Here is a 14967-nt window from a genome sequence, read left to right as displayed (position 1 = left end):
GATAATATACGTAAAATAGGGGGTTATAGTTGAAAATGAATTTAATTTTTTGTTAAGGCTGGGACCAAAATCAAATCAATTTCTTCATTTATTAATAATTTAAAGCGCTTTCTAAAGAAATAAACGCCCAGATATAGAAGCGGGGTATCACAGGCGGCCACGAAAGCTTTGAATAAAAAGCCACTTACCAATAAACCTTTAAAGTTTACCCATTCTATAATACCAAAAGAACACAGTAATGTCACTATGGTAAAGGTATCCACAAATTGTGAAAACCAGGTGGAGAAATTATTACGGAGCCACAAGTGCTTTCCTTTTGTTAACCGCTTCCAAAAATGATAAATTTGAATATCTACGAACTGGGCAAATAAATAGGTAAGCATACTGGCAAATACTGCAATAGCCGAGTTGCCAAATACTTTGGTGAATAATTGATCGTTAACATAGGACCAGGAAGTGGCGGGAACATAACTGGCAACCAATATGATTAGGAGGGAAAACAAGGAGGCAAAAATACCGACAACCACAATATCGTTTGCTCGTTTTTTACCATAGATCTCACTAATAAGGTCGGTAATTAAAAAGGTAATGGGATAAGGCAAAATGCCTACTGAAATTTCAAAAAGTTTACTGCCAAAAATTTCAATGTCCCAAGGATACCAATAAAAGAATTTTTGAAATATTAAATTGGAGACTACAAGAGAGGTAATAAACAAAGCACCAAGTAACAGGTAAATGCGATGTGCTGTAAGTTTGTCTTTTTGTGTCATGAAAATTGTGGATAAATACGCGTTGTAAATATAACGGATTAAAAATTGTTTTAGTTATTTTGCTTTCGATTATGACAAAATCGATTACATATTATATTGCGTTGGGCAGTAATCAAGGAGAGAAATTTAAGAACCTTCAAAATGCGGTTGATGCCATTCACCGACATGTGGGTAATATAAAACTAATATCGAAAGTTTATAAATCACCCGCTTTTGGGTTTGAAGGGGAGGACTTTTTAAATTGTTGTTTGATTTTAGAAAGTGAACTGGAGCCCTCTTCTGTTTTAGAGCATTTATTGGACATTGAAAAATCCTTGGGGCGTGTCCGAAGATCAAAAAAGGCCTATGAAGCTAGGTCTATCGATTTGGATATTATTTTGGCCGAAGACATGACCATCAAAAATAAAGCTTTGCAACTACCACATCCCGAAATGCAAAAGCGTCGTTTTGTATTATTGCCTCTTCATGACATAGCACCAACAGTAAAACACCCTGAATTTAACAAAACCATAACGGAATTGCTGGATATGTGTGAGGACGAATCTGTTTTGGAACCCATAAATATTTGGTTAAAGAATCCTATCAAGCAGTTAAATTTTTCAAGATATAATTACATGGTCATTGAAGGGAATATTGGAGCAGGGAAAACAAGTTTAGCAACCAAATTAGCCCATGATTTTAATGCAAAATTAATTTTAGAACGCTTTGCCGACAATCCCTTTTTGCCTAAGTTTTATGAAGATTCAAACCGCTATGCTTTTTCTTTAGAAATGGCCTTTTTAGTGGATCGTTACCAGCAAATTAGTGATGATTTGTCACAGCTGGATCTGTTTAAGGATTTTGTGGTAAGCGATTATGATGTATTTAAGTCATTGATTTTCTCTAAAATAACTCTGCAGGAAGATGAGTTTAGCCTGTATCGTAAACTCTTTTATTTAATGTATAAGGACATCTCAAAGCCTGATCTGTATGTGTATTTATATCAGGACACGGAGCAATTGCTGAGAAATATTAAAAGACGTGGGCGCCACTATGAACAGGATATTGAAAATACCTATTTGGAAAAAATCAATACAGGTTATTTGGATTTCCTAAAAACTCAAACCGATGTGAAGGTTAAGATTTTAGATATCTCCAATAAGGATTTTGTGGTAAACCGTAAAGACTATTTGTGGGTGTTAAACGAAGTTAGTAATTAATTGGTTCTGACTGTTTATTTTGGTTGGGCTGCTAAGGGTTAATTGTTGCGTGAACAATTATTTTTTAGGTTTTCTTTTGAGGGTTTCTTTATTTTTAACATAAATTAATTTGTGTCGGCTTTTTGGAGTCTCTCTTTGCTCTATTTCAAATCTGTTAGTGGATTTTATAAGAGGCGTTAGTTTTTCGAATCCATAATTTCTGGAGTCAAAATTGGGGCGTTTTTTCTGGATTAAACTTCCAACGTCTCCAAGAAAGGCCCACCCATCATCTTCAGACAGGTCATTAATAGTGGTTTGAATGAGCTGTATTTCCTTCTCGGTTATTTTATCAATTAAAGGTTCTTGAGATTCCCTATTGTCTGTTTTTTGCTCTGTTTTTTTCTTTAAAATCTCAATGTAAATAAATTTGTCGCACGCTACAATAAAGGGGTTGGGGGTCTTCTTTTCCCCAATCCCGATAACCTGCATACCTGCTTCGCGCAACCTGGTGGCCAGTCGTGTAAAATCACTATCGCTCGAAACGATGCAAAACCCATTCACTCTGTTGCCGTAAAGAATATCCATGGCATCAATAATCATGGCAGAGTCGGTTGCATTCTTACCGCTGGTATAACCGTATTGCTGAATTGGGATTATTGCGTTTTCCAGGAGCAAGTTCTTCCATTTGTTTAAGTCTGGTCTGGTCCAATCGCCATAAATTCTTTTAATGGTTGGGTTACCATATTTGGCAATTTCCTCCATCATCTCCTTGACGTTAGCCGATGGGATATTGTCGCCATCTATTAAAACGGCCAGATTATTGTTTTGATTCATTTCTTTTTATAATTGTTCATTACGTGTTGTGATAAATAGGTAATTCCACGGGAGTTACCAATTAGCGAATTTAGTTTTTATTATTAAGAATCAACCGAAACTTCACCTTAATTTTACCGGTTCAAGCATTAATCTTTATTCTAAATTGGGTCTGTTCGCAGGTGAGTATGGAGAAGTTAATATTCCTATGACGCTTACATTGACTGCATCTAGTGACCGCATTAGTGTTTACCAATTATTCCGGAATCGTTATGCCGCATGGTACTTAGGAAGAATCAACACCATCAATAGACCCCGGCACTCAACTTTCATCGCTTATACCCGGACGCCAGCGCTTATCTGTACCCGAGGGAACAATTAGCATGGGTTGATGTCAAATCTTATGTAATTTTATCTAAACTTCATTAAACCTACCGGAAATTTCCTTATTTGGTGGCAATAATAACACTGGAAGGCCCTGTTAATGGCATGGTCCGGACATCCTTAAAACCTACCTCACCCGCCCATTCCTTAAAATCATGGGAGGTAAAGTCAAAACCACTGTCCGTTTCAATTAGCATGTTTAATGACATCAATAACCCGAATGCATTCTGACTTCTATCGTCGTCAATTATATTTTCAATAACCATAAACAGACCATTTTCAGGCAGCGCATTATAGGCTTTTCTAATAAGCATAAGTTTGTCCGCTGTTCCCCAGTCATGTAGAATATTCCCCATAGTAATAATATCGGCCTTTGGGAACTCATCCATAAAAAAATCACCAGAGGCTACATTTATGGAATCACTTAATCCCATGTTTTCAATATTCTCCTTTGCAACGGCAGAAACAGGAGGAAGATCCCATGAGGTGCATTTTAGATGTGGATTGTGCTTTGCCAAATGAATACAAAGATTGCCACCCGATCCTCCGATATCACATAAGGTTTTGTAAGGTGAAAAATCGAATTCCTGGGACAGTTTCATAAAATTTCCTGCTTGTACTCCACCCATGGCATGAATAAACTCTTTAAGGCTGTCTTCATTGGCATAAATGGCTTCAAAAACCGGTTTGCCACCTTCTTTAGTTTCGTTTTGAGGATTACCGGTTACCAGGCCTTCCTCCAAATCATTCCAAAACGGATACAGCCTGTTATTCGCCATTTCCAAAATGCCACCTATATAACTCGGTTTATTCCGATCTAAGAATAAGTTGGTCTCTTCCGTGTTGGAATAAACGGCAGATGTCTTTAAACCAGAGCGGTTTAAAAACCCCAAAGCTACTAATGCATCTAAAAAGTCATAAAGCGAACGTTCGTGCAAATCGAAATTATTTTGAATGCTTGTTCCCGTTTTTGCACCGCTGGCCAAAAATGTAAAAAGTCCCATATTCACAGCAGTAAGTAAGGTTTTAGAGGCCCAGAATCCCATACCGATTTGCATGATTTTAGAAGGGGTGATTTGACTGTCTTGTTGTGATTTCATGTTGTTTGATTTAATCGTAGGTGATTAATAGCACATGATAACGAAGGGAATTTACAAGTTAGGGTTTTATGTCCATATTTCAAATGCTATGGGGTATTAATATTGTTTGGAAGCACCTAAATTAATGGTTAACTCCGTAATGTTAACTTTGAAAATAGATCCCAGATCACAACACCGCAGCTCACGGAAATATTAAGGGAATGTTTGGTGCCGAATTGGGGAATTTCAATGACCTGATGACTCGCATGGACGACTTCCTGTGAAACCCCTTTAACTTCATTGCCGAACACCAGGGCATAAGTGGTATTTGGCTCGGTCTTAAAGTCATGAAGCATAATGGCATTTTCAGCTTGTTCAACACTAATTATTTTAACGTTTGAAAGCTTCAACCGTTCAATTAGGGCAAGGGTGTCCTTGGCATATTCCCAATCTACGGTTTCAGTACTGCCCAAAGCGGTTTTGTGAATGTCCTTGTGGGGTGGCGTAGCTGTAATACCACAGAGGTAAATTTTTTCAATTAAAAAAGCATCGCTCGTTCGGAACACAGACCCAATATTATTTAAACTTCTAATGTTGTCTAAAACAATAATTACAGGTGTTTTATGGGCTTTTTTAAATGCGTCGGGACTTAATCGATCTAATTCGCTATTTTTTAGTTTCCGCATAATTTTCAAATGTCAAGTATTTAGGATTTCCCACTACCAACCGTCTTTAATACACTTCGTCTACCCTCGTCATGACTTGTTGCTATTGTTGAAATCTTATTTTAATTGTAGATAACTTGTAGTTTATCAACTTCAAAAAACATGAAATTAGTAGTACATTGCATGCTACAATTTTGTCAAAAATAATATTTAAAAATTACTTTAGCATTGGCTAAAAAAACAAAAAAGGAAACACCATTAATGAAGCAGTATAATGCTATAAAGGCAAAATACCCTGATGCATTGTTATTGTTTCGAGTAGGCGATTTTTACGAAACTTTTGGGGAGGATGCCATAAAGGCCTCCGGTATTTTAGGCATTATTTTAACCAAAAGGGGGTCTGGAAGTGAAAGTGAAACGGAATTGGCCGGATTTCCACACCATTCCTTAAATACCTATTTGCCCAAGTTGGTCAAAGCAGGTGAACGCGTGGCCATTTGTGACCAATTGGAGGATCCGAAGCTGACTAAGACCATAGTAAAACGTGGGGTAACAGAATTGGTTACACCCGGTGTTTCCCTTAATGATGAGGTGTTGTCATCCAAATCGAATAACTTTTTATGTTCCGTTCACTTCGATGGACTAACAGACTCAGCCAACAAGTATATTGGAATTGCATTTCTAGATATCTCTACAGGGGAATTTTTAACCTCTCAGGGAAATGTGGAGTACATTGATAAATTACTCCAAAATTTCAATCCCAGTGAAGTATTGGTATCCAAAAAAAAGCGTACTCAGTTTAAGACCATTTTTGGAAATGATTTTCATGCCTTTTATATGGAAGATTGGATTTATCAGGCAGATTATGCTTATGAAACCCTAATCAAACATTTCAATACAAAAACCCTAAAAGGATTTGGCATTGCGGATTTATATGAAGGTATTATTGCGTCCGGATCGATTCTGCATTATTTAGACGAAACACAACACCATAAATTGCAACATGTCACCTCGATTTCAAGGATTGCTGAAGACGAGTATGTCTGGATGGATAAATTTACTATTCGTAATTTAGAATTATACCATTCTAATAATAACAATGCCGTTACTTTGCTTCATGTCATAGATAAAACCATTTCACCAATGGGTGGGCGAATGCTGAAACGTTGGCTGGCCTTACCCTTAAAAAGTTTGGAAAAGATCGAGCAACGTCATGCGGTGGTTGATTTTCTTAAACAAGAAGGGCCAATCCTTCAAAAAGTTCAAAATTATATAAAGCAAATTGGCGATTTAGAGCGGTTGATTTCTAAAACTGCAACGGGAAAGGTCAGTCCAAGGGAGGTGATTCAGCTTAAAAATTCTTTGGAAGCCATCATTCCCATTAAGGCCTTAATATCGAATTGTGATAAAGGTCAATTAAAGGTTATCGGTGACCAGTTACAGGGATGCGATGCGCTTCGCGAAAAAATAAAGGAAACGTTAAACGAAGAAGCGCCGGTAAATGTGATAAAAGGAAACACCATTGCTATGGGTTTTTCTTCGGAACTGGATGAATTAAGACATCTTTCAAAATCTGGGAAGGCCTATTTAGACGAAATGCTGGAGCGTGAAACAGAACGTACCGGTATTAGCTCCTTAAAGATTGCATCTAATAATGTGTTTGGCTATTATATTGAGGTACGCAATACACACAAAGATAAAGTGCCGGACGATTGGGTTAGAAAGCAAACTCTAGTTAGTGCAGAGCGCTATATTACTGAAGAACTTAAAATCTATGAGGCTAAAATATTGGGGGCCGAAGAACGGATACTGGCTATTGAACAACACTTGTTTGCAGCGTTGGTAACCTGGATGAACCGATACATTAAGGAGGTACAGCAAAACGCCCATATCATTGGACAGTTGGATTGCTTGTGTGGATTTGCACAATTAGCCAATGAAAATCATTACGTATACCCAACGATTAACCATAGTTTTGAATTAAGTATTCAGGATGGTCGTCATCCGGTTATAGAAAAGCAATTGCCATTAGGTGAAACTTACATAACAAATGATGTCTTTTTAGATCGGGATTCCCAACAAATTATTATGATTACCGGGCCTAACATGTCTGGTAAATCTGCTATTTTACGACAAACAGCATTAATAGTACTCTTGGCGCAGATCGGGTCTTTTGTACCGGCTGAGCACGCCACCATAGGTGTGGTGGATAAAATTTTTACAAGAGTTGGGGCAAGCGATAATATTTCGATGGGGGAATCTACTTTTATGGTGGAAATGAATGAAACAGCCTCAATACTAAATAATATTTCAGATAGAAGTTTAGTATTGTTAGATGAAATTGGTCGTGGTACGAGTACCTATGATGGTATTTCGATAGCCTGGGCTATAAGTGAATATTTGCACGAGCATCCGGCAAGACCAAAAACATTGTTCGCCACCCATTACCACGAACTTAATGAAATGACCGAAACATTCGATCGTATCAAAAACTTTAATGTATCAGTAAAGGAATTAAAGGATAATGTGCTATTCCTAAGAAAATTGGTAGAAGGAGGAAGTGCGCATAGCTTTGGCATTCATGTGGCTAAAATGGCGGGGATGCCACAACAAGTATTATTTAAAGCAAATAAGATTTTAAAGAAACTAGAGCAGTCCCATTCCAGTGAAGAACTTACCGACAAGGTAAAGTCTCTGAATAATGACATGCAGCTTAGTTTTTTTAATTTGGATGACCCCTTACTGGAAAACATAAAAGAAGAGATTTTACATACCGATATTGATACCCTTACTCCTGTAGAGGCGTTGATGAAGCTTAACGAAATTAAGCGTATGTTGGTTAAGAAAAAACAGGCCTAAAATAAATACAATTTATTTTAGGAAAAGGCTTTGCTTTTACTAGAAATATTTTAAATTTGCACCCGCCTATATGCCATCGGGCGGTGTATTGACCTGTTTTTCTAGAGTAAATAGATAAATGCGATACACGTTCTTTAAACACTAACTGCGAAAGTAGCTCAGGGGTAGAGCATCACCTTGCCAAGGTGAGGGTCGCGGGTTCAAATCCCGTCTTTCGCTCTACTTTTATAAGTTCAAAATATACCTGGTGATGTGCTGTGCACAGCTGTGGTATGATGCTGAAGTGGTGGAATTGGTAGACACGTTGGACTTAAAATCCAATGGCCATTATGGCCGTGCGGGTTCAAGTCCCGCCTTCAGTACAAATAAAAGGTCGAAACGAAAGTTTCGACTTTTTTGTTTTCGGAACACGCGAAACTTGTTGCGGTGCGGGGTGAAAACAAAACATTCGACCCCTAGGGTTGACTTTTTTCACCATGTTGAAGCTGGGGCTCGCCACAGGCAATTACCGCCTTCAGTACTTTAATAAACCGTAAATGATTAATTATTAATTGTTTGCGGTTTTCCTTTTTTTCATTCTTGTCAACTATTTGCCAACCAACATAAAAAAAGGTTTATTTTTAACTGTTTTTATAGTCCAAAAAAATCTTATTCTTCATTAATTAAAATCGATACAAATCAATTATTAAATTGAAAAAACATTGATTATTCAATTCAGTAATCAGTTTGAATCAGTTGGCTAAAATTAAAAGATTTAACTATTCATTCTAATTAGCTTGATTAAGTTTAAGAACATACTTATCACGTTGTGGCTCATATTTGAAATTCCTCACTTCAGTTATCCCAAAACAAACCTTTATCCCAGATAACACCCTGTTTCTCTTCAATAGTAAGAAAGTTAAATACATATTGGGTCATATTATCAGTTGTATAATCATTATTATAAATTGTCTAGTACCTTTTATCTTCATTTATTCTCTTATATTCAATTCTCCAATCGCCAAGGAAACCACCAAAAACATCAAGTACAAGTTTGACTTTGGTCAACTCTTTAACGTAAACGCCTTCCCAATTACCATAAAACAAACTGTCATTCTTGATTGTCCAAGCATAAACTTCATCAGGACTTGAATCATCGTAGAAGGAACTTGGATCATCATACTCATAAACAGAATCTGATTTGAAAACTATAATGAATTTTTCGTCGTTTTCTAGAAATTTTACTTCCCCAGTTTCCATATCAGTTCCAGATACAAATTCCCAAGTTCCCAACAGGTAATTTTTTTTGTGATTTTGTTCGCAACCTATCAGTATGAATGCCAATAGAATAAAAATAATCTGTTTCATTTTAAATTATAAACTTCAAAATGTGTTTCTCTTCAATGATAAAGGAGTTAATTTTATAAAGGGTCATATTATCAGTAGTCCTTTTTTTCCTTTGCAACCCCTGTCAAATAGGCTTTCAAATCCCGATTCAAAGAATTGAAAAGTCCGTTTATGGCTTCGGGTAGATTCCTTGAATGTTTTCTAAGTTTCCCCTTTCTGTTATAAAGATAGTCAGGATTGTCAAGGCTTATTGGAAGCCATCTCCCCTTAAATCTTAAATCACGTAAGTCAGAATGAATATACCTTTCAAGTGATATTGGTTCAAATTTGTATTCCCCGTCCTTGAATGTCACTTCAATAGTGTAACGCCCGTCAAAAAAATAAGAACCGAATACTGCTGCCACTTCGAAAAGATCTTCTTTAATACCTTGGAAACGTACCTTTTCGATGTCGAGACTTTTCTTTATGACCTCATCGGGACTTATAATGGTCTTCTCAATCCATTCGGTTGTCCCATTGTAAAGTTGCCCCTGGCTCAAACCGTCAATTTTGACCAATTTATAGGTTATCGGTTCCTCTGGCCAATTGAAAAGTCCCTGTCCATTTGCATGTATGTAAAATAATAGGCATAGGTATGCAAATTTCTTCATTTCTATTTATTTAGATTGGTGACAAATGTTAACAATATTTGAGGTCCGTACTTTGAACCATTATAGAGCAGATTAATAACCAACTATTTAAATTAATATTGGTCGAATTAATACCAAGAATGTTTTTCACTCAATTTTAATATAAGAGTCAATATACCAAGGATATACAAAGTGTTTCAAACTCATTTCATTGTCCCCAATAAATTCCACTTCCCTTTCATAAGACCAATTAATTAATCCTAAATAATCCGAAAAACGATAAAGATTCATCCCCAAATTTCTCCATTCTGCCTTAAGAGAACCATCTTGCTTATACTTACCATCTGTATAGAATATAACTTTAAGTTTCATTTCAGAAACATCAAATTCCTCAACAGTATCTGCCAATGTATCTATTCTTTTTATAAGGACCCAAGTTCCAATTATTTTATCTCCTTCAAAATTAGGCTCATCACTGCAACCCGGAAGTAAAGTGGTGAAAATTAAAACAATTAAAATAAACACTTTCTTCATGACATATGATCTTAATTCATAAACCTTACGACTTTTGTTTTATTCGTGTTCATCTGTTTAACACAAATCTTCTACCTTAATAAATATACAAAAATAACAAACAGAAACGCCATATAGTATTTGTCTTCAGAAGTTTGAAATACCACAATCAAAACAATTATATTACATTTATGTTCGTAATATTGACAATGGTGCCAATGCCATCAGGTATATTAGTACGATTCATATTGGTTTCTTGTATTTGGATAAATGCTTTAATTAGATATCCCCCTACCCAAAATTGTTATGTAAAAAATCCCGGCTGGCAGGCGATGTTGGTATATCGTAGTTCGTAGTGATCCAATGCCATATGGGCACATTTCTAATAGAAAATGCAATCAAATCAAACAATAAATGCCTCCCCTATTTACTTTTTTTGTATATTTATGTATCACATATTCAAATAGATACCTCATTTTATCATATCCTGCTTTTTTGAAGTAATTAAATTGTATTTGCACTTTTATATTATCAGAAATGACAAATACAGATTTAAAGCTTAAAAATATTATGAGAAAAATTAAAACATTAGGCTTAGCATTACTATTAAGTTTGGTTTTCTTTGGTTGTACGCCTGATTCCAATCATTTGATTCGTGTTAGAAACCAATTATCAGAATCTATTACATTAAGGATTGGATCTGTAAATTATGGGAGCGTAAATTCTGGTTCAACGACAGATTATAAGTCGGTTGGGGAAGGTTCTCATACTATATCAGGTAATTCAGAATCTGGTAATCAACTTTCGGGATCTTTATCCGTTAGTGGTGAAGGAACCCACAAATGGACGTTTACGATTTTATCTGATGGAGGATCAAATTTTGTAGAAGATTAATTAATTAGTCATTTTGAGCAACACAAAAATTAAATAATATTTTAATCATTTAAAATACCCACCAAAATTTTTAAATTTCTACTTACTCATATCTGTAGGTTTATTTTTAATAAAATAAACATTATATACTTGAAAATCAAGTTTATACATTGAGTTCTAATTGCTTATTTATTATATTTATTTTTTAAAAGATAAAAAAAACCTTAAAAATTGATGTTTTTAAGTGCTGATTCCCTTTCACACCAAAAATATCCTTCCATTAATTTGTCAATTAATGTAATTCTTAAAAATGATTTAAAGTTTGATTTAATGTATAATCATATCCATTTGTAAGATTTTTTTTAATTTTATAACATTAAACAGAATGTAAATAAGCACCATATTGTTTATTTCTTGATTTACATTAATATCATTTCTTTGGCGCAGATAATTGGACAAATAGAATCTCTTAAACAAATCAGACATGAATTAAATCGAAATGGGATTACCAAAATTAATTCAATAGGGGACATAAAGAATTTTTTAAATAACTGTGAGTCTAAAATTCAGACAATTATAAAACAGAATGAAATAGACTTAAACAATGAAATTAAAAATTTAAAAAAGGAATTGATATCGCTTCAGAAAGAATTAGAAACTTCAAAAAATTATTTATCTGACAATCTTAATTCTGAAATATTATTACTAAATGAAAAAATTGAAGGTCTTAAATTAGTGAACTCAAATTACATGTTTGTAAAATTTATCAATTGGATAAAAGTAAAAAAAACAGAATTGAGGAGAAATAAATTAGAAAAAAAACTTCATAAAATCGTTGAGAATCGAACGAATCACTTCAAGAAAAAAATCAATAAGACAATTAAGTTAATTGACGAGTTAACTAGCAACAGAGATGATGTTGTTTCCAAACGTAGTAAGCCACAAATAACAGAAATTTTAAATACTAAAAGGGTCTTAGAGGAACTCAATCCTTTAATAACTGGTGCTATAGGTGAAAATTTAGTTGTTAAAGAATTAAAGAACCTTCCAGATGATTATTTTTTATTCAATGATTTTTCAATGACTTTTGATCCTCCAATTTATAATAGAAAAGAGAATGATAGAATATTTAGTATTCAAATCGATCATTTATTAATAAGTAAAGCAGGTATCTTTATTATTGAAACTAAAAATTGGAGCAGGAAATCTATAGAACGATTTGATTTGAGGTCTCCAATAGAGCAGATTAAAAGAACGAGTTACGCCTTATTTGTAATCCTGAATAGTGAATTTGAGTATAATAGACTTGATTTGAATACTCACCATTGGGGTACAAAACAAATACCCATTAGAAATGTGATTGCGATGATAAATGAAAAACCGAAAGAGAGATTTAAATATGTTGCCGTGAAGTCACTTAATGAGTTAAAAGACTATTTTAACTTTTTTGACCCAATATTTACTAAATCAGAAGTGAACAAAATATCTCGCTATTTAACATCAATTAAAGAATAAAAAAACACCCCAAACTTCTAAATTCTCAAAAAATTAGTGTGCTTGATTATACCATTGAAATGACTCTGGCTGATTTGGGGTGCGGGGGCTCATTTAAGTATGACTAATCGAGGTATTAGGGGGTTTTAGGATTTTTTAATGGTATACCCTATCTGAGGTATTATCGTTCGTCTCTCAGACCTTTTTCTTGAAAAAATATAATTAAAAGAAACTCAACCAAAACCAGTCACTTGCAAGACCAAAGTAACTATCGAGATATTTCAGATCATTCTTCCTCCTAATAGTACATGTATTGTAATTATGATGCTTATTAAAACAACTACACCTACTGGGACTGATAAGAAAGACAGGAGATTCGATAAATACCTATTCTTTATCTTAATCGATTTGATGTCTTCTTTATTTATAGGAACGTTAATTAAATCACCTTTACTCTTCTTAACTCCAAAATATTCCTGGTTTATGCTTATGATTTTTTTATACTTTATAGTTTGATTGTCTATTTTTTTAAGTTTGACTTTGTTATTAGTTGCAGATGCTTCCTCTAAAGTTACTGGTGTTGTTCTGTATACTGTGCAACCTTGAATCAACATAAGTGTTGCAAGAAAAAAGGCGACTAATTTTAAATATTTATTTATTATTTTCATGATGAATTTTATTTGCACCGTTTATAAAGGGAGAAAGTTGAATTTGATTTCTTTATATATCCTTTAGTATCCAACTCTATACCCAACCAATAATGCTTAAATTCAACTTGAACGCAGCTGTCACTTCTGCTTTTTAAAATCAGTCTAAGTCTGTCTTTTTCTTTTTGTCTTATTTTTACTGTCATCATATTACCATCGCACTTATTTTCATCATTTATTCCATAGTATTGAAGATTCCATTCATCATAACAGGGACGGTCAAGACCTCCAATAAGTTGACCATCACTAGCTGGTGGCTCACAGGAAAATATAAATGCCAAGATTAGATTGAGAATCAAAACCTTTACATGGACTATTATTGTTTTCATAATTATTTAATTTATTGTTACCATAAATTTATTATGACCTTTTCGAATGGATGTCCAAAAAAATTTAGGAAGGATAAATCAGGACCTATTTTATAAGCAATCAATGTAACTGTAATACTAAAAATTTACAATGAGGGATATCAGTTGAGGTCAATTAACTGAATTAGAAAAAACAAATTGAATTGAAAAAACATCCAATCTTGTTATTTTCAAAAAAATTAGTGTGCTTGATTATACCATTGAAATGACTCTGGATGTTTCGGGGTGTAGGGGGTCATTTAAGCATGACATATCCAGGTATTAGAGCGTTTTAGGGTTTTCTGAAGGTTTGCCCTATCTGAGGTATTATCGTTCTTGTATCAGACCTTTTTATTGATAGGGATGGCGAGGTCTATTCCTCTTGTAAATTCTGTTTCAATTAATGCATTTTTTAAGCATGAATGGGTTTCTTTATTTTAAAAGAAAGCACTCTATGAGGTGTATTTTGGAAGGCAAAACCAACTACTAAAACAAGGAGAATTGATTAAACAAAAAACTATGAGCAATAGAAGAAAACAACACCTGTTGCAAACAATGAATTAAAGACTTAATTTTAATCCCAAATGGTGTACATTAGTTCAATGAACTACACCCGGTAAAAATTTACGTGTTAAATCAAGCCACACATGACATATTTTAGTTCTCATCAAATAGCGATATTTAGTGTCCTTTTAATTTTACTTATCACTCAAAAAGTTAGTTCTCAATCATCAGATAAGAAGTGGGAATTGCAAGTCAAAAATGAAATTAATAGTGTGCTTGAAAAGTATCGTAATGCCATGCTTAGTCACGATTATAAAGATATGATAAGTTTTTGGAGTAATTCTGACGATTTTGTAATGGGTAGTGATGGGCGAATTATTGGAGGCTATCAAGATTGGGTGGTTGAAACTACTCACCATTATGAAAATACGCTAAAGTTTGAACAATGGGATTGGGAAAATATTCACATTCTTCCTTTATCTAAATCATTAGCTTCGGTAACATTAGAATTTGAATTTAAAAGCATCGATTTAAAAAATAATATCTACCATGCTATAGGTTCGTGGACATATGTATTCAAGAAAGATGATGATAGTTGGAAAGTTATCCATTCTAATGGGCATCACATAAAACTATAATTCTAATTAAAAGCGGAAATTCTATAGAGAAATACAGATAAATTAAGGTTTCTAAAAAATTAGTGTGTGATTATACCATTGAAATGACTCGGATGTTTTGGGTATAGGGGGCGTATTAGCTCAACACAGGGTGGAGCAGAGCGTTTTAGGATTCTCTGAGGGATTAACCTGTCTGAGGTATTAACGTT

14 protein-coding genes and 2 tRNA genes are annotated in these 14967 nt (G+C 34.3%); 7 read left to right on the top strand and 9 right to left on the bottom strand.

What is annotated here, in order from left to right:
* Window positions 1-41 precede the first annotated feature (41 nt).
* Window positions 42-770 (bottom strand): queuosine precursor transporter, encoded by a 729-nt coding sequence (locus MR054_RS05470; protein WP_242156874.1) that lies wholly within the window; start codon window positions 768-770, stop codon window positions 42-44.
* A gap of 71 nt (window positions 771-841) precedes the next feature.
* Here MR054_RS05470 and folK point away from each other — a divergent pair, with 71 nt between their 5' ends.
* On the top strand, window positions 842-1969 hold the full coding sequence (gene folK / locus MR054_RS05465) for a 2-amino-4-hydroxy-6-hydroxymethyldihydropteridine diphosphokinase (RefSeq protein WP_242156872.1): 1128 nt from the start codon (window positions 842-844) through the stop codon (window positions 1967-1969).
* 57 nt (window positions 1970-2026) lie between these two features.
* Here the strand turns inward: folK and MR054_RS05460 are convergent, their stop codons facing one another.
* The 3 genes from MR054_RS05460 to MR054_RS05450 form a co-directional block, all read right to left on the bottom strand.
* The gene (locus MR054_RS05460; RefSeq protein ID WP_242082714.1) at window positions 2027-2782 is read right to left on the bottom strand and encodes an NYN domain-containing protein; all 756 of its coding nucleotides are present in this window, start codon (window positions 2780-2782) and stop codon (window positions 2027-2029) included.
* Between the two features lie 425 nt (window positions 2783-3207).
* On the bottom strand, window positions 3208-4245 hold the full coding sequence (locus MR054_RS05455; RefSeq protein WP_242156870.1) for a methyltransferase: 1038 nt from the start codon (window positions 4243-4245) through the stop codon (window positions 3208-3210).
* 128 nt (window positions 4246-4373) lie between these two features.
* A complete protein-coding gene (locus tag MR054_RS05450; RefSeq protein ID WP_242156868.1) occupies window positions 4374-4910 on the bottom strand; it encodes an RNA methyltransferase in 537 nt (178 codons plus the stop codon).
* Between the two features lie 207 nt (window positions 4911-5117).
* On the opposite strand from MR054_RS05450, the gene mutS reads away from it, so the two are divergent.
* The 3 genes from mutS (at window position 5118) to MR054_RS05435 (ending at window position 8110) form a co-directional block, all read left to right on the top strand.
* On the top strand, window positions 5118-7748 hold the full coding sequence (gene mutS / locus MR054_RS05445; RefSeq protein WP_242156866.1) for a DNA mismatch repair protein MutS: 2631 nt from the start codon (window positions 5118-5120) through the stop codon (window positions 7746-7748).
* Window positions 7749-7895: 147 nt separating this feature from the next.
* Window positions 7896-7967, top strand: a tRNA-Gly gene (locus MR054_RS05440).
* 58 nt (window positions 7968-8025) lie between these two features.
* Window positions 8026-8110 (top strand) — tRNA-Leu (locus tag MR054_RS05435).
* 589 nt (window positions 8111-8699) lie between these two features.
* Here MR054_RS05435 and MR054_RS05430 read toward each other — a convergent pair.
* The 3 genes from MR054_RS05430 to MR054_RS05420 form a co-directional block, all read right to left on the bottom strand.
* Complete coding sequence (locus tag MR054_RS05430; protein WP_242156864.1) at window positions 8700-9095, bottom strand: lipocalin-like domain-containing protein; 396 nt, start codon at window positions 9093-9095, stop codon at window positions 8700-8702.
* A 71-nt stretch (window positions 9096-9166) separates the two neighbouring features.
* A complete protein-coding gene (locus MR054_RS05425; RefSeq protein WP_242156862.1) occupies window positions 9167-9724 on the bottom strand; it encodes a DUF4468 domain-containing protein in 558 nt (185 codons plus the stop codon).
* A gap of 126 nt (window positions 9725-9850) precedes the next feature.
* The gene (locus tag MR054_RS05420) at window positions 9851-10237 is read right to left on the bottom strand and encodes a hypothetical protein (protein WP_242156860.1); all 387 of its coding nucleotides are present in this window, start codon (window positions 10235-10237) and stop codon (window positions 9851-9853) included.
* Window positions 10238-10753: 516 nt separating this feature from the next.
* Here MR054_RS05420 and MR054_RS05415 point away from each other — a divergent pair.
* On the top strand, window positions 10754-11110 hold the full coding sequence (locus tag MR054_RS05415; RefSeq protein ID WP_242156858.1) for a hypothetical protein: 357 nt from the start codon (window positions 10754-10756) through the stop codon (window positions 11108-11110).
* Between the two features lie 417 nt (window positions 11111-11527).
* Window positions 11528-12604 carry a nuclease-related domain-containing protein gene (locus MR054_RS05410; protein ID WP_242156856.1) on the top strand — a complete coding sequence of 359 codons (1077 nt, stop codon included), beginning with the start codon at window positions 11528-11530 and terminating at the stop codon, window positions 12602-12604.
* 260 nt (window positions 12605-12864) lie between these two features.
* On the opposite strand, the gene MR054_RS05405 is transcribed toward MR054_RS05410, so the two are convergent.
* Together MR054_RS05405 and MR054_RS05400 are read right to left on the bottom strand one after the other, a co-directional pair.
* The gene (locus tag MR054_RS05405) at window positions 12865-13251 is read right to left on the bottom strand and encodes a hypothetical protein (RefSeq protein ID WP_242156854.1); all 387 of its coding nucleotides are present in this window, start codon (window positions 13249-13251) and stop codon (window positions 12865-12867) included.
* A gap of 8 nt (window positions 13252-13259) precedes the next feature.
* Window positions 13260-13619 carry a hypothetical protein gene (locus tag MR054_RS05400; RefSeq protein ID WP_242156851.1) on the bottom strand — a complete coding sequence of 120 codons (360 nt, stop codon included), beginning with the start codon at window positions 13617-13619 and terminating at the stop codon, window positions 13260-13262.
* 665 nt (window positions 13620-14284) lie between these two features.
* Here MR054_RS05400 and MR054_RS05395 point away from each other — a divergent pair.
* On the top strand, window positions 14285-14779 hold the full coding sequence (locus MR054_RS05395; protein WP_242156849.1) for a YybH family protein: 495 nt from the start codon (window positions 14285-14287) through the stop codon (window positions 14777-14779).
* The last annotated feature ends 188 nt before the right edge of the window (window positions 14780-14967 follow it).

The organism is Aestuariivivens sediminis (assembly GCF_022662105.1).
Classification (GTDB): domain Bacteria; phylum Bacteroidota; class Bacteroidia; order Flavobacteriales; family Flavobacteriaceae; genus Aestuariivivens; species Aestuariivivens sediminis.
This window is presented reverse-complemented; position numbering and strand designations above follow the sequence as displayed.

Bases quoted from the DNA above. Each gene is read 5' to 3' on its own strand.
- MR054_RS05470 (WP_242156874.1), bottom strand. From the start codon at position 770: ATGACACAAAAAGACAAACTTACAGCACATCGCATTTACCTGTTACTT.
- folK (WP_242156872.1), top strand. From the start codon at position 842: ATGACAAAATCGATTACATATTATATTGCGTTGGGCAGTAATCAAGGA.
- MR054_RS05460 (WP_242082714.1), bottom strand. From the start codon at position 2,782: ATGAATCAAAACAATAATCTGGCCGTTTTAATAGATGGCGACAATATC.
- MR054_RS05455 (WP_242156870.1), bottom strand. From the start codon at position 4,245: ATGAAATCACAACAAGACAGTCAAATCACCCCTTCTAAAATCATGCAA.
- MR054_RS05450 (WP_242156868.1), bottom strand. From the start codon at position 4,910: ATGCGGAAACTAAAAAATAGCGAATTAGATCGATTAAGTCCCGACGCA.
- MR054_RS05430 (WP_242156864.1), bottom strand. From the start codon at position 9,095: ATGAAACAGATTATTTTTATTCTATTGGCATTCATACTGATAGGTTGC.
- MR054_RS05425 (WP_242156862.1), bottom strand. From the start codon at position 9,724: ATGAAGAAATTTGCATACCTATGCCTATTATTTTACATACATGCAAAT.
- MR054_RS05420 (WP_242156860.1), bottom strand. From the start codon at position 10,237: ATGAAGAAAGTGTTTATTTTAATTGTTTTAATTTTCACCACTTTACTT.
- MR054_RS05415 (WP_242156858.1), top strand. From the start codon at position 10,754: ATGACAAATACAGATTTAAAGCTTAAAAATATTATGAGAAAAATTAAA.
- MR054_RS05405 (WP_242156854.1), bottom strand. From the start codon at position 13,251: ATGAAAATAATAAATAAATATTTAAAATTAGTCGCCTTTTTTCTTGCA.
- MR054_RS05400 (WP_242156851.1), bottom strand. From the start codon at position 13,619: ATGAAAACAATAATAGTCCATGTAAAGGTTTTGATTCTCAATCTAATC.
- MR054_RS05395 (WP_242156849.1), top strand. From the start codon at position 14,285: ATGACATATTTTAGTTCTCATCAAATAGCGATATTTAGTGTCCTTTTA.